Genomic DNA, 13,139 nt, shown 5'->3' on the forward strand with positions numbered 1-13,139 from the left:
TCGGCGGGTGCGCGCACCACTCTCCAGAGTTCCGTGATCAGGACGGTTCTTTTGCCTGAGAGTTTACCGGGGCGGTTGCTCCTTCGGCACCAGCACGGAGCTGGATTCTCCCGAACCTGACTGTCGGAAAATAGGCGTGAAGCGTCGGAATTGGCAAGAGGGAAAGTGGCGGCCCGGAAAAGCGGCGGCGGCGACGGGCCGGATCGGGGCCGCTCAACTTGACAGGCGGGGGCGGGGGTGGCTACCGCTTGAGCGATGCGTGACACATTTCCCGTCCGGGCCGGATTGCAGGCCGCCTTTCCCCTGGTGCTGGGCTATTTCCCCATCGCCTTTTCCTTTGGTGTGGCCGCGACCCGGCAGGGCCTGTCGGGGCTGGAGGCATTCAGCCTGTCGCTGATCGTCTTTGCCGGGGCCTCGCAGTTCCTCGCCATCGCCCTCGTCACCAGTGGCGCGCCGGTGCTGGCCGCCGGGCTGACGCTGGCCGCGATGAACCTGCGGCATCTGCTCTACGGGCCGACCCTGCTGCAGAAGGCCGGGGCCGGGGCGACGCGGCGCTGGTCCTGGGCCTGGGCCTTCACCCTGACGGATGAGGTCTTCGGCGCGGCCCTCGGCGCCTTCGGCAAAGGCCAGCGCTTTTCGGAGGCCTTCATGCTGGTCCTCGGCTTTTGCGCCTATGGCTCCTGGCTTGCGGGCACGGCGGCGGGGGCCTGGGCCGGAGGCGGCGCGCTGGAGCAATGGCCCGCGGTCGGCGCGGGTCTGGATTTTATGCTGCCGGCGCTGTTCCTGGCGCTGCTTCTGTCGATCCTCAACGGCAGGCAGGTGCCGGTGATCATGGTGGCCGGGCTGGCCACCATGGCGGGGACCTGGGCCTTTTCCGGCACGGCCGGGCTTTTCGCCGGGATGATCGCCGGGGCGCTTTCCGGCATCGCACTGCCGCTGCGGAGGGCAAGCCATGCGCAGTGACGTGCTGGAACTGGCGCTGCTGGCCGGGGGGCTGACCTATCTCTGGCGGTTTCTGCCGCTGCGGGCCAATCTGAACGACCTTTCACCGCATGGCGTTCCGGCGCGGTTTCTGGCGGCGACCGGGCCTGCGGCAATTGCCACCCTCTTCGTGGCCGAGATGCTGCCACTGGTCCATGCCTCAGGCGCCGTGCAGGGCAGGTCGGCGGTGGGGGTGCTGGCAGTGCTTCTGGCCTATCTCTGGCGCCGCTCGGTCGTCTTTGCGACGCTGGCGGGCGCCTTGGCCTGCGGGATTGCCGCCGCCCTGGGCATGGGGTGAGGGCATGACCCAAAGCCGCCCGCGCCGCAGCTGGTCTGACCTGTCGCTTGCCGGGCAATTCGCGCTGGCGGGCGGTCTGGTCATGGTTCTGGCGGCGCTGGTCGTGGGCTTCTGGGTCTCGGGCCGGATCAAGACCGATGTGGTGCGCAACACCGCCAATGCGACCGCCCTCTATATGGAAAGCTTCTTTTCCCCGCTTATCCAAGAGCTTGCCACCTCGGACCATCTGACGCCCGAGGATGCGGCGGCGATCGCGCGGCTCTTGCACGACACGCCTTTGGGCAGCCGGGTGGTCAGCTTCAAGATCTGGGTCAAGGGCGCCAAGGTCGTGGCGGCCTCGGACCCCGACATCATCGGCAAGACCTTTCCCGGCAGCGAGGACATCAAACAGGCCTGGGCCGGGCAGGTCGTAGGCTCCTTCGACAAGCTGGACGAGGACGAGAACATCGCCGAACAGGCGCTGGGCATCCCCCTGCTGCAGATCTATGCCCCGATCCGCGCCCGCCAATCCGGCGAGATCATCGCGATTGCCGAGTTCTACGAGGTCGCGACCCAGCTGCAATCCGATCTGACCATGGCGCGGATGACCAGCTGGCTTGCGGTCTGCCTGGTGATGGCCGCGATCTTCGCCAGCCTCTTTGCCATCGTCCTGCGCGGCAACCGGATCATCGACCGCCAGATCGTCGACCTCAGCGAGATGGCCGCCCGCAATGTCACCCTGCGGCTGAAGGTGCAGGGGGCGGCGGCGCGATTCTCGCAGCTGAACGATCAGGCGCTGCGCCGGATCGGGGCCGATCTGCACGACGGCCCGGCCCAGCTGATCGGCTTTGCCGCCCTGCGTCTGGACGCGCTGCGCCGCGAGGCCGCCAGCCCCAAGGCCCAGGCCGAGATCGACGGCATCGAAAAGGCGGTGCGCGAGGCGATCACCGAGATCCGCACCATCTCGCGCGGGGTGTCGCTGCCCGATATCGAAAGGCGCGATCTGGCCGAGGTGATCCAGGGCCTCGTCGATGCCCATGCCGCCCGGACCCATAGCGAAGTTGCCCTGACCATGGCGCTGCCCGCACGGGATCTGCCGATCGCGGTGAAGATCTGCATCGGCCGTGTGGTACAGGAGGGGCTGACCAATGCCTGGCGCCATGGCGAGGGCAAGGGGCAGGAGGTCACCCTGACCGAGGCGGCGCAGACCCTGCGCGTCGTCGTGCGCGACAGCGGCCCGGGTCTCGGCCCCGGGCTCGGCAGCGATCCGGCAGAAGACGATCTGACCGAGGGGCGCTATGGTCTGGGGCTTGCCGGCCTCGCCGGGCGGGTCGAAAGCCTCGGCGGGCATTTGACACTGGGCCGCAGGCAGGATGGGCTGCCGGGGGCGGAATTGCGGATGGAACTGGATTTGAGGGGCGTGGAATGACCGATGTGATCCGAATCGTGCTGGCTGACGACCATCCGATCTACCGCGAGGGCCTGGTGCGCAGCCTCGAGGATGCCGGCGGGATCGAGGTGGTGGGCCTGGCCAAGGATGGCGAGGAGGCTGCCGAGGTCGTGCTGCGCGCGCGGCCCGATGTGGTGCTGTTGGACATCTCGATGCCCAAGGGCGGCGGTCTGGCGGCGCTGGCCCGCATCCTGCAGATGGAAAACCCGCCCCGCGTGGCGATGCTGACCGCCTCGGAAAGCGACGAGGACCTGATGCAGGCGATCAAGCTCGGCGCGCTGGGCTATATCCTGAAGGGCGTCGGTGCCGGGGAGCTGGCCGACCTCGTGCGCGAACTGGCGGCCGGGCGGTCCTATGTCTCTCCCGGGCTGGCCGGGCGGCTTCTGGTGGCGCTGCGCCGCCCGCAGGCCCCCGCGGCCGCACCCAACCCGCTGGAGGACCTCACCAAGCGCGAGGAGGACATCCTGAAGCTGGTGGCGCAGGGCAAGTCCAACCGCGAGGTCGGCGAGGCGCTGGACCTGCAGGAGAAGACCGTCAAGCATTACATGACCTCGATCCTGCAGAAGCTGCAGGTCAGGAACCGGGTCGAGGCCGCCATGCTGGCCCGGGCGCATCTGAAGGGCTGAGCCGGGTGCGGGCAGGGGGCAAGGGCGGGGCAAAGGTCTGAAAACCGGCCCGACCTAGGTCGCAAAAGAAGGCGTGGATCGCCGGCCCTCGGTCGGTGCCCGAAGCGGGGGCGAATCCCTAGAGTGTAGGGACCGGAGCAGACCGAAACGCTCCCCAACCCCCGAACGGAGACTTCGCCATGAAATCCCTCATCCTCGCCACCACGCTCGCCGCCCTGTCCCTGACGCCCCTGGCCCCGCTGCAGGCCGCGACCACGGCGCCGGTGCTGACCCTCGACAGCCACGCCGCCATCGACCGCCGCGGCCGCGGCACCGATTCCACCCGCGACAAGACCGAAACCTCGGGCGTCACCCATCCCTGAGCCCCGCTTCGGGCCACGGACGGGCGGCCTCCCCCGGGGCCGCCCGTCCCGCCGCACAAGTTGCGCAGCCGCCTTGACAATCCGGCGCAATTCGCCCACAAACCGGGTCGCGGATGGGGCAATAGCTCAGTTGGGAGAGCGTATCGTTCGCAATGATAAGGTCAGGGGTTCGATCCCCCTTTGCTCCACCAAATTCCTCACATTGGCAGACGTGACCCGGCGCGGCAAATGAGCTGCGGGCCGGGTATTGCGCGTGCTGTCATCTGCGACAGGTCGCTGCACACCGACTTGGACTCGACAGGCAAAGCACAAACGGAAAGGGCGTCCCGAAGGACGCCCTGTCAGCCGTTTGGAAGGTTGGTGGAGCCAGGGAGGATCGAACTCCCGACCTCTTGAATGCCATTCAAGCGCTCTCCCATCTGAGCTATGACCCCGTTCAACCTGCCGATCTTGCGATCGTCCGATCTTTCGATCGGCGACGCTGGGCGCGTCGTGGCGGCTTATTAGGCGGGGGCGGCGGGGGGTGCAAGAGGAAAAATGCACTTCCCGAAAAATCGCCCCCAACCCCTTGTTTAGACTTCCTCTTCGTCGCCGGGCACTTCGGTCAGATCGTCGAGCGACACATTGTCGTCGGCGTCTTCTTCCAGAAGCTCGTCGTCCAGCTCCGCATCATCGGCAACGCCGGGCGTCAGCAGATCATCATCGGCGTCCAGGTCATCGACCAGAACGTCATCGTCCTTTTCAGGTGCGACTCGCGCGATCACCGAGGCGGCCATCTTGCGGCGCGCGCTTTCGATATCGACGACCTCGCCCGTGTAGGGGCTGACGATCGGCGAACGGTTCAGGTCATAGAAGCGCTTGCCAGTGGTCGGGCAGATCCGCTTCGTGCCCCATTCAGCTTTGGGCATGGTCATCCTTGCTAGGCTATGTGCCAGAGAAACGTTCGCTTGCCACAGGCGATCCGCACTGTCAAAGGCTTTTCTACGCCTGCGGCAGCGGTTGTGGCAGGGCCAGATCTGGGTATTGTGGCCTGCCATTGCAAGAGGTGCCATGCCCGTCCTTCCCGGAACCCCGCCTGTCGAGATCACCCTGCGCCGGTCCGCCCGGGCGCGGCGATTTTCCTTGCGAGTCTCGTCACTTGACGGGCGGGTGACCCTGTCGCTGCCGCCGCGCGCCCGCGAATCCGAGGCGATGGACTTCGCCCGCGCCCAGGAAGGCTGGCTGCGCGCCGCCCTGGCAAAGCAGCGCCGGCCGAGCGCGATCAGCTTCGGCAGCACGGTGCTCTTCGAGGGGCGCGAGGTCACACTTTGCCCCGGAACGGGTCGTGCGCCGCGGCTGGAGGGTGATTCGCTGTTCCTGCCCGGCGATGCCGCCCAGGCCGCCGCCCGCACCGCCGCCTTCCTGCGCGCCATGGCCCGCGACCGCCTGGCCGCCGCCTCTGACCACTATGCCGGGCTTCTGGGCCGCCGGGTCAGCCGGATCACCCTGCGCGACACAAGGTCGCGCTGGGGCTCGTGCAGCCATGAGGGGCACCTGATGTATTCCTGGCGGCTGATCATGGCGCCGCCCTCGGTCCTGTCCTATGTCGCAGCGCACGAATGCGCCCATCTGGTGGAAATGAATCACTCCGCCGATTTCTGGGCCGTGGTCGCGCGCCTGTTTCCGGGGTGGGAGCGTGAGCGGGCCTGGCTGCATGCCCAGGGCGCGCGCCTGCACTCCTACCGCTTCGACGCTTGACGCGGGGCGCGGCCTTTGCTTGGGTCGGGGGATGACCACCTCTCCGCGCCCCGCGACCCTCCGGCTCGCCGATCCCTCCGCCCCGGCGCATGAGCGGCTCTACCGGCTCTTGCGCCAGCAGATCATGCATGGCGAACTGGCGCCGGGCCTGTCGATGACGCTGCGCGGGCTGGCCGCACAGCACGATATGTCGATGACCCCGGCGCGCGAGGCGGTGCGCCGGCTGGCGGCCGAGGGGGCGCTGACCATCTCTTCCTCAGGCCGGATCTCGACGCCGGAACTCTCGCCAGAGCGGATTGAGGAACTGGCCGCGATTCGCGCCCTGCTGGAGCCGGAGATGGCCTCGCGCGCCTTGCCCCGCGCCCACTTTGCCTTGATCGACCGGCTGACCGCGATCAACGCGCTGAACCAGGAGGCGGTGATGAACCACAATGCGGTGGCCTATGTCCGCACCAATCTGGAGTTTCACCGCACGCTTTACCTGCGCGCCCAGACGCCCGCGATGCTGGCTATCTGCGAGACGGTCTGGCTGCAGCTTGGCCCGACGATGCGCGCGCTTTACGACAAATTGCGCCGCCGCGATGTGCCGCACCACCACCGGCTGATCCTCGCGGCCTTGCGGGCGGGGGACGAGCCGGGCCTGCGGCTGGCCGTGCGCACCGATGTGACGCAGGGCCTGCGGCATCTGGCGAGTTAATCGACCGTGACTTTGGTGGCGATGCGGTCGACCTCCACCCCCTTGCGGAGCAGGCGGACAGAGCCGGCATAGGTGCCGGGCGTCAGATCCTCGTGCAATCTGGACCCAGCGGCGCGGAAGAGCAGGTCCTGGGTCCGCTCCAGCCTTGACGTGGTCTGCAGCATCACCTCGCCCCGGGAGGAGGCGATGGCAAAGCGCAGTTCATCCCCGGCCTGCCCGCCATAGACCTCGGCCCAGAGGACGAGGGCAGGGGCGCTGCGCGGCAGGGATGGGGTCGCAAGGCCCGCCTTGATCGCATCGAACTGCGGCACCTCGGCGCTGAACCCGGCAGAGAGGAACCCGCCCGGCTGATAAGGCAGCGGATTGGCCCAGAGGCCGGGGGAGGCGGTCGGGCCGCAGCTGGCCTGATCGGGGGCGAAAGGGTCCACGACGGCGCCCTTGTGGCGCAGCGTCAGATGCAGATGCGGGAAGTCGGCGGCGCCGGACTGGCCGACGAGGCCGAGTGTTTGCCCCACCGTGATCTCATCCCCGGGGCGCACCGCGACAGAGCCTTGTTTCATATGGCAATATTGCGTCTGCCAGCCATCGCCATCCTCGATCAGGACGCCGTTGCCGCATTCCTTGCCCGGGACCGGCGGCAGAAAATCGGCGATGCCGTCGCGGATGCCGCGCACCTTGCCGGGGGCCGCCGCCAGAACCGCCACCCCCGCCGCCATCGCCGCCCGGTTGGGCAGGCCGATGTCGGTGCCGTCGTGGCCGTCGTAGCTGAGGGTGCCGCAGGTGAAATCGCGGTCCTCGGGGCCGGGGTCGCGGTCGACGTAGTGCTGGATGTAGCAGGATTTGCCCAGAGTGCAGGCGAGGGGCCAGTTCAATTCAAAGGCCCCCGCCGGTGTGGCGAGGGCCAAAGTCAGAAGCAGTCCCCTGATCATTCCACCAATCATTCCGCCGTCAGAAGCGGCGGCTTGGAGCCGGTCAGGCGCGGCTTGGCGGGTTCCTCGTAGGTCAGCACGATGGTGTCATCCTTGACGCCAACATGCACGAGACCGCCCTTGGTCAGCTTGCCGAACAGCAGTTCCTCGGCCAGCGGCTTCTTGATGTGTTCCTGGATCACGCGGCCCAAGGGACGCGCGCCCATCTTGTCGTCGTAGCCCTTGTCGCCCAGCCAGTCGGCGGCTTCGGGGGTCAGGTCGATATGGACGCCACGATCCATCAGCTGCGCTTCCAGCTGCATGACGAACTTCTCGACGACCGAACGGATGATGTCCTTGCCCAGCGAGGAGAAGGCGATCACCGCGTCCAGACGGTTGCGGAACTCCGGCGTGAAGGTGCGTTCGATAGCGGCGGTATCCTCGCCCGTCCGCTTGTCGCGGCCAAAGCCGATGGCGGCCTTGGCGGCATCCGAGGCGCCCGCGTTGGTCGTCATGATCAGCACCACATTGCGGAAATCGACCTGCCGCCCGTTGTGGTCGGTCAGCTTGCCGTGGTCCATCACCTGCAGAAGGATGTTGTAGACATCCGGGTGGGCCTTTTCGATCTCGTCCAGCAGCAGAACGCAATGCGGGTGCTGGTCGACGCCATCGGTCAGCATGCCGCCCTGGTCAAAGCCGACATAGCCGGGCGGGGCGCCGATCAGGCGGGAGACCGCGTGCTTCTCCATATATTCCGACATGTCGAAGCGCAGGAGTTCCACGCCGAGGATGCTCGCCAACTGCTTGGCGACCTCTGTCTTGCCGACACCGGTCGGGCCCGCGAAGAGATAGTTGCCGATCGGCTTTTCCGGCTCGCGCAGGCCAGCGCGGGCAAGCTTGATCGCCGAGGACAAAGCCTCGATCGCCTTGTCCTGGCCGAAGACCACGCGCTTGAGGTTCTTTTCCAGATCGCGCAGCACTTCGGCATCGTCCTTGGACACCGATTTCGCCGGGATGCGGGCGATCTTGGCCACGACAGCCTCGATCTCTTTCTGGCCGATGGTCTTGCGGCGCTTGGATTCGGTCAAGAGATGCTGCGCCGCCCCCGCCTCGTCGATCACGTCGATCGCCTTGTCGGGCAGCTTGCGGTCATGGATGTAGCGGGCGGAAAGTTCGACCGCGGCCTTGATCGCGTCATGGGTATAGCGCAGGTCGTGATGCTCTTCGAAATAGGGTTTCAGACCCATCAGGATCTTGACCGAATCCTCGACCGAAGGCTCGTTCACGTCGATCTTCTGGAACCTGCGGCTCAGCGCGCGGTCCTTTTCGAAGTGCTGACGGAATTCCTTGTAGGTGGTCGAACCCATGCAGCGCAGCTTGCCGCCCTGCAGCGCGGGTTTCAGCAGGTTCGAGGCATCCATCGCCCCGCCCGAGGTGGCGCCGGCGCCGATCACGGTGTGGATCTCGTCGATGAAGAGGATCGCGTCGGGGTGATCCTCCATTTCCTTGACGACCGCCTTCAGACGCTCTTCAAAGTCGCCGCGATAACGGGTCCCGGCGAGCAATGCGCCCATGTCGAGGCTGAAAATCGTGGCTCCGGCCAGAATCTCCGGCGTCTCGCCACGCACGATCTTGAGGGCGAGGCCCTCGGCGATCGCCGTCTTGCCCACGCCGGGGTCGCCCACCAGCAGGGGGTTGTTCTTGCGACGGCGGCACAGGACCTGGATCGCACGCTCCACCTCGGCCTCGCGGCCGATCAGGGGGTCGACATCGCCCTTGACCGCCTTGTCGTTCAGATCGACGCAGTATTTCGACAGCGCGGATTCCTTGGCTTCGCCCGCCTCGGCCTTGGGGGTTTCGTGGTGTTCATCGGCGCCCGACACCGGGCGCGCCTCGCCGAAGGAGGGGTTCTTGGCCACGCCATGGGCGATGTAATTGACCGCGTCGTAACGGGTCATGTCCTGTTCCTGCAGGAAATAGGCGGCGTTCGATTCGCGTTCGGCAAAGATCGCGACCAGAACATTGGCCCCGGTCACTTCGGTCCGGCCGGAGGATTGCACATGGATCGCGGCACGCTGGATCACGCGCTGGAAAGCCGCCGTCGGCACCGCTTCGGAGCCTTCGACATCGGTGACGAGGGTGGAGAGATCATCGTCGATGAAATCGGTCAGGGTCTTCTTCAGCGCATCGAGGTCAACCGAGCAGGCCTTCATGACGCGGGAGGCGTCAGGCTCGTCGGTCAGCGAGAGCAGCAGATGTTCCAGCGTGGCCAGTTCATGGCGGCGGGCATTCGCCAGCGCCAGGGCGCCATGGATGGCTTGCTCGAGGGTTGTCGAAAATGTCGGCACTTGCGTCGTGCTCCTGTCCTGCAGGTCGGCATAACCCGATCGGGGATCGTTCGGGCCTGCCTTGACCGTGGCCTCATATGATTAAGGATCGGTTTTCTACGCCGATCTTCAAGTGCTATTTCACACGAAATCGCACTTGGCGGGGGATGACCCACAAAAAGTGATGCGGGCTGGTCAGAACTTGTCCTTTCGCGCCCGGATTTCCGCGAAAACCGCGGCGTCGGAGGCCTCTGCCATGCCGACCGCGGCCTTCACCGAGGCCAGCGGGGCGCGCAGGAAGGGGTTGGTGGCCAGTTCTTCGGACAGAAGAACCGGCACGGTGGATTCGCCCTTGGCCCTTGCCGCCGTCACGCGGGCGATGCGGGCCTGAAGGTCGGGGTTGGAAGGTTCGACGGTGGCGGCGAAACGCAGGTTGCTCGCGGTATATTCGTGGCCCGAGCAGATCAGCGTCTCGCCCGGAAGCGCGGCGAGTTTGGTCAGTGAGGCCCACATAGTATCGGGGCTGCCCTCAAACAAGCGGCCGCAGCCGCCGGACATCAGACTGTCTGCGGTGAAGGCCAGGTTCGCATCCGGGAAGATGAAGGCGATATGCCCCATCGTGTGGCCGGAAACATCCAGAACGTACCCGGCTTCGGCGCCGACGGTCACGCTGTCGCCCTCGACCAAGGCGCGGTCAAGGGGCGGCAGGCGGTGGGCGTCGGCGGCGGCGCCGTAGACGCGCGCGCCGGTGGCGGCGACAAGCTCCGCCACGCCCTGGATATGGTCGGCATGGTGGTGGGTGATCAGGATCAGGTCGAGCTGCCAGCCCCGCGCCTGGAGCGCCGCCAGAATCGGCCCCGCCTCCGGCACGTCGACCACGGCAGTCTCGCCGCTTTCGGCATCGTGGATCAGATAGGCGTAATTGTCCGAAAGGCAGGCAACGGTGACGAGTTCAAGCGGCATGGGGGGATTCCTGACCTGGGCCGAAAGCACGCATGGCAATCGGGGGGCGAATGGCTATGGTGAGGCAATGTGGCCCTGAACCGTGACACCTTCAATGCATCTGGACGTTCTCGACCTGAGGAATTTTTACTACCGCACTGCCCTGGGCCGGGTGTTGACCTTGGCAGGATTGATGACCCTCCTGGTGCCGCCACCGCTAGCCATAGCTGTTGCGCAGGAGTTGCCTTTGGATCGCGCGGCGGTTGAAAGATGTTTTGACGACACCGCGCCCGATACACTTGAGGCGGCATGTGTTGGCGAGGCGGCGGAAAAATGCAGCAAAACTCCTCCGCTCCACCAAACCACAATTGATATCTGGCAATGTTACGTCGCCGAGGCTGAAGTGTGGGACGAAATTGCAGCGGGTCTGGAGGCCCATCTCAGGGTGGTTTGGGGCACTGTCGATAAGTCGAATCGCGATGCAGGATGGGATCTTGAGAGTGAAGGTATCACGACAGAGGTTAGCTTTCAGCGTTTGATCCTTGCAGAGCGCAATTATCGAGAGGCGATGTGTAGCATGATCTACGCGGCAAATGGGCCGGGCTCTATGAAAAACATCGATGCGGGGCGCTGTCGGATGCAGATGGCGTCGCGTTGGGCCTTGAAACTGCGCAATACCGATGACTGGAGCAGGGTCGGGGCAAGCCCAGGCCAGCCGTAGAAGTATCGGCCGATGATTTAGGCGACGTTCGGCAATAGTCTCATGCCGCGCTCTCGGTATGATCGGTGTGAGAAAGCTGGAAAGGCTAAAGCTGACAATGCATCTGGACGTTCTCGACCTGAGGAATTTTTACTACCGCACCGCCCTGGGCCGGGTGGCGCAGCGGGCGATCCGCGAGCGGGTGGTCGAGCTTTGGCCGCCGATGGCCGGGCAGACCATGGTGGGTTTCGGCTTTGCGGTGCCCCTGCTGCGCCCCTATCTCGCCCATGCGCGGCGGGTGATCGGGCTGATGCCCGCGCCGCAAGGGGTGATGCCCTGGCCGATGGGCGAGCCGAATGTCTGCCTTCTGTGCGAGGACAGCGAATGGCCGCTCGCCACCGGCTTCGTCGACCGGCTGATCCTGATGCATGGGCTTGAGACCTCGGACAATTCCGCCGCCGTGATGGAGGAGGCCTACCGTGTTCTCGGCCCCGGGGGACGGGCGCTTTTCATCGTGCCGAACCGGATCGGGCTTTGGGCGCGCGGCGATGGCACGCCCTTTGGCTATGGCAGGCCCTATTCGATGGGCCAGATGGAGGCCGAGCTGAAGCGCCACGGTTTCATGCCCGAGCGCGCGATGACGGCGCTGTTCGCGCCGCCGGCGCTGGGGCGGTTCTGGCTGCGCACCTCGGCCTTCTGGGAATGGGTGGGCCGTTCTGCCCCCTGGTTGGCGGGCGGGGTTCTGATGGTCGAGGCCTCCAAGCAGGTCTATGCCCCGACGCGCGGCGGCATCGGGGCCATCGTGCGCCGCCCCCTGCGCGCGCTGGAGGGGATGCCCGTGCCGCAGCCGGTGCCGCGGCTGGGGCCGGGCGCGGAGTAGGGCCTTCACAGGCGGAAGAGGCCCAGCCCCGCCATGATCTCCGCCTTGGTGGCCTCGGTCACTTCGCGGGCCTTGGCGGTGCCCTGGCGGATCAGGTCCAGCACCTGGCCCGGATCGGCGGCATAGGCGGCGCGGCGGGTGCGGATCGGGGCGAGGAGGTCTTGCAGCACATCCTCCAGCCGGGCCTTGAGGCGGGCATCGCCGAGGCCACCGGCGCGGTATTGCGCCTTGAGTTCGGCCACTTCGCCAGGGGCGGGGTCGAAAGCGTCGAGATAGGTGAAGACGACATTGCCCTCCACCCGTCCCGGGTCTTCGGCGCGCAGATGGTTCGGGTCGGTGAACATGGCTTTCACGGCGGCGGAAATCTCATCCGGGCTGGCCGACAGGGCGATCGCATTGCCGGAGGATTTGCTCATCTTCGCCCGGCCATCGACGCCGGGCAGGCGCCCCACGGTGGAGACATGCGCGGCGGCCTCGGGCAGCAGGCGGCGCCCGGCGGAGATGTTGAGGCGACGGATGATCTCGTTGCATTGCTCGATCAGCGGCAGCTGGTCTTCGCCGACCGGGACCACCGTGGCGCGAAAGGCGGTGATGTCGGCGGCTTGCGCTACGGGATAGCAGAGGAACCCGGCCGGAATGTCGCGCCCGAAGCCGCGGGCCTTGATCTCGTCCTTGATGGTCGGGTTGCGCTCCAGCCGGGCGACGGTGACGAAATTGAGGTAAAGCTGGGTCAGTTCGGCCAGGGCGGGCAGATGCGATTGCAGGCAGATCGTGCTGCGCGCCGGGTCGATCCCCACGGCGAGGTAATCCAGCGTCACCTCGATCACGTTCTGGCGGACCTTGGCGATGTCATGGGCATTGTCGGTCAGGGCCTGACTGTCGGCCAGAAGCAGGAATTGCTGATGGCTGTCCTGAAAGCCGAGGCGGCTTTTGAGCGACCCCGCGTAATGGCCCAGATGCAGGGGGCCGGTGGTGCGGTCGCCGGTCAGGATGATGGGTTTGGTCATGGCAGTCTCCGTTCGGGGATGAGGGGGACGCCGCTTAGAGCTGAAAACAAAAGGCCGCCCGAAGCGGCGGCCTGAAAGGGCAAGGATCAGTTCACATGACTCTGCCGGGCCGCCCTAAATTTGGGCGCGCCACCAGAAACCAAGGGGAAGGCACTGTGATCCGGTCATTTGGCCAAGCTAAGGCCCGGAGCCCGCGATTTCAACCCCGTCCGGGGCTGTTTGCGCAAACCTTCCGCCCCGGTCCG

14 protein-coding genes, 2 tRNA genes and 1 riboswitch are annotated in these 13,139 nt (G+C 66.3%); of the genes, 10 read left to right on the top strand and 6 right to left on the bottom strand.

The window, feature by feature from the left end; translation table 11 throughout:
- Positions 1–34: 34 nt before the first annotated feature.
- Positions 35–123: riboswitch (glycine riboswitch) on the bottom strand.
- A gap of 132 nt (positions 124–255) precedes the next feature.
- The 6 genes from AC1DZT_RS08040 to AC1DZT_RS08065 all read left to right on the top strand — a co-directional run bounded on the left by AC1DZT_RS08040 (position 256) and on the right by AC1DZT_RS08065 (position 3,887).
- The gene (locus tag AC1DZT_RS08040) at positions 256–963 is read left to right on the top strand and encodes an AzlC family ABC transporter permease (RefSeq protein WP_478006100.1); all 708 of its coding nucleotides are present in this window, start codon (positions 256–258) and stop codon (positions 961–963) included.
- Positions 953–1,279: an AzlD domain-containing protein gene (locus tag AC1DZT_RS08045; RefSeq protein WP_478006101.1), complete on the top strand. Its 327-nt coding sequence runs from the start codon at positions 953–955 to the stop codon at positions 1,277–1,279. The genes AC1DZT_RS08040 and AC1DZT_RS08045 overlap by 11 nt, the downstream gene beginning before the upstream one ends.
- A gap of 4 nt (positions 1,280–1,283) precedes the next feature.
- Positions 1,284–2,687 carry a sensor histidine kinase gene (locus AC1DZT_RS08050; protein WP_478006102.1) on the top strand — a complete coding sequence of 468 codons (1,404 nt, stop codon included), beginning with the start codon at positions 1,284–1,286 and terminating at the stop codon, positions 2,685–2,687.
- Positions 2,684–3,334 (top strand): response regulator, encoded by a 651-nt coding sequence (locus AC1DZT_RS08055; RefSeq protein ID WP_478006103.1) that lies wholly within the window; start codon positions 2,684–2,686, stop codon positions 3,332–3,334. Before AC1DZT_RS08050 ends, AC1DZT_RS08055 begins: the two co-directional genes overlap by 4 nt.
- Before the next feature lie 179 nt (positions 3,335–3,513).
- Complete coding sequence (locus tag AC1DZT_RS08060) at positions 3,514–3,696, top strand: hypothetical protein (RefSeq protein ID WP_478006104.1); 183 nt, start codon at positions 3,514–3,516, stop codon at positions 3,694–3,696.
- Between the two features lie 115 nt (positions 3,697–3,811).
- A tRNA-Ala gene (locus AC1DZT_RS08065) sits at positions 3,812–3,887 on the top strand.
- A 167-nt stretch (positions 3,888–4,054) separates the two neighbouring features.
- On the opposite strand, the gene AC1DZT_RS08070 is transcribed toward AC1DZT_RS08065, so the two are convergent.
- Both AC1DZT_RS08070 and AC1DZT_RS08075 read right to left on the bottom strand, forming a co-directional pair.
- Positions 4,055–4,130 (bottom strand) — tRNA-Ala (locus tag AC1DZT_RS08070).
- A 138-nt stretch (positions 4,131–4,268) separates the two neighbouring features.
- Positions 4,269–4,604 (bottom strand): TIGR02300 family protein, encoded by a 336-nt coding sequence (locus AC1DZT_RS08075; protein ID WP_478001905.1) that lies wholly within the window; start codon positions 4,602–4,604, stop codon positions 4,269–4,271.
- A gap of 142 nt (positions 4,605–4,746) precedes the next feature.
- On the opposite strand from AC1DZT_RS08075, the gene AC1DZT_RS08080 reads away from it, so the two are divergent.
- Both AC1DZT_RS08080 and AC1DZT_RS08085 read left to right on the top strand, forming a co-directional pair.
- Positions 4,747–5,433, top strand: coding sequence for a M48 family metallopeptidase (locus tag AC1DZT_RS08080; protein WP_478006105.1), 687 nt, complete (start codon positions 4,747–4,749; stop codon positions 5,431–5,433).
- A 31-nt stretch (positions 5,434–5,464) separates the two neighbouring features.
- Positions 5,465–6,130 (top strand): GntR family transcriptional regulator, encoded by a 666-nt coding sequence (locus tag AC1DZT_RS08085; RefSeq protein WP_478006106.1) that lies wholly within the window; start codon positions 5,465–5,467, stop codon positions 6,128–6,130.
- Here the strand turns inward: AC1DZT_RS08085 and AC1DZT_RS08090 are convergent.
- From AC1DZT_RS08090 to gloB, 3 genes are all read right to left on the bottom strand, one after another.
- Positions 6,127–7,059, bottom strand: coding sequence for a M23 family metallopeptidase (locus AC1DZT_RS08090; RefSeq protein ID WP_478006107.1), 933 nt, complete (start codon positions 7,057–7,059; stop codon positions 6,127–6,129). The two genes, AC1DZT_RS08085 and AC1DZT_RS08090, sit on opposite strands and share 4 nt — an antisense overlap.
- Positions 7,060–7,067: 8 nt before the next feature.
- Positions 7,068–9,386 (bottom strand): ATP-dependent Clp protease ATP-binding subunit ClpA, encoded by a 2,319-nt coding sequence (gene clpA, locus AC1DZT_RS08095; protein WP_478006108.1) that lies wholly within the window; start codon positions 9,384–9,386, stop codon positions 7,068–7,070.
- A gap of 174 nt (positions 9,387–9,560) precedes the next feature.
- Positions 9,561–10,328, bottom strand: coding sequence for a hydroxyacylglutathione hydrolase (gene gloB, locus AC1DZT_RS08100; RefSeq protein WP_478006109.1), 768 nt, complete (start codon positions 10,326–10,328; stop codon positions 9,561–9,563).
- A 94-nt stretch (positions 10,329–10,422) separates the two neighbouring features.
- Here gloB and AC1DZT_RS08105 point away from each other — a divergent pair, with 94 nt between their 5' ends.
- Together AC1DZT_RS08105 and AC1DZT_RS08110 are read left to right on the top strand one after the other, a co-directional pair.
- Positions 10,423–11,028, top strand: a complete 606-nt coding sequence (locus AC1DZT_RS08105) for a hypothetical protein (RefSeq protein WP_478006110.1) — start codon at positions 10,423–10,425, stop codon at positions 11,026–11,028.
- Positions 11,029–11,125: 97 nt separating this feature from the next.
- Positions 11,126–11,887, top strand: coding sequence for a class I SAM-dependent methyltransferase (locus AC1DZT_RS08110; RefSeq protein ID WP_478006111.1), 762 nt, complete (start codon positions 11,126–11,128; stop codon positions 11,885–11,887).
- Positions 11,888–11,892: 5 nt separating this feature from the next.
- Here AC1DZT_RS08110 and trpS read toward each other — a convergent pair whose 3' ends face one another.
- A complete protein-coding gene (gene trpS, locus AC1DZT_RS08115) occupies positions 11,893–12,894 on the bottom strand; it encodes a tryptophan--tRNA ligase (protein WP_478006112.1) in 1,002 nt (333 codons plus the stop codon).
- Positions 12,895–13,139: the final 245 nt, after the last annotated feature.

Source organism: Rhodobacter sp. P1_C2, assembly GCF_056406375.1.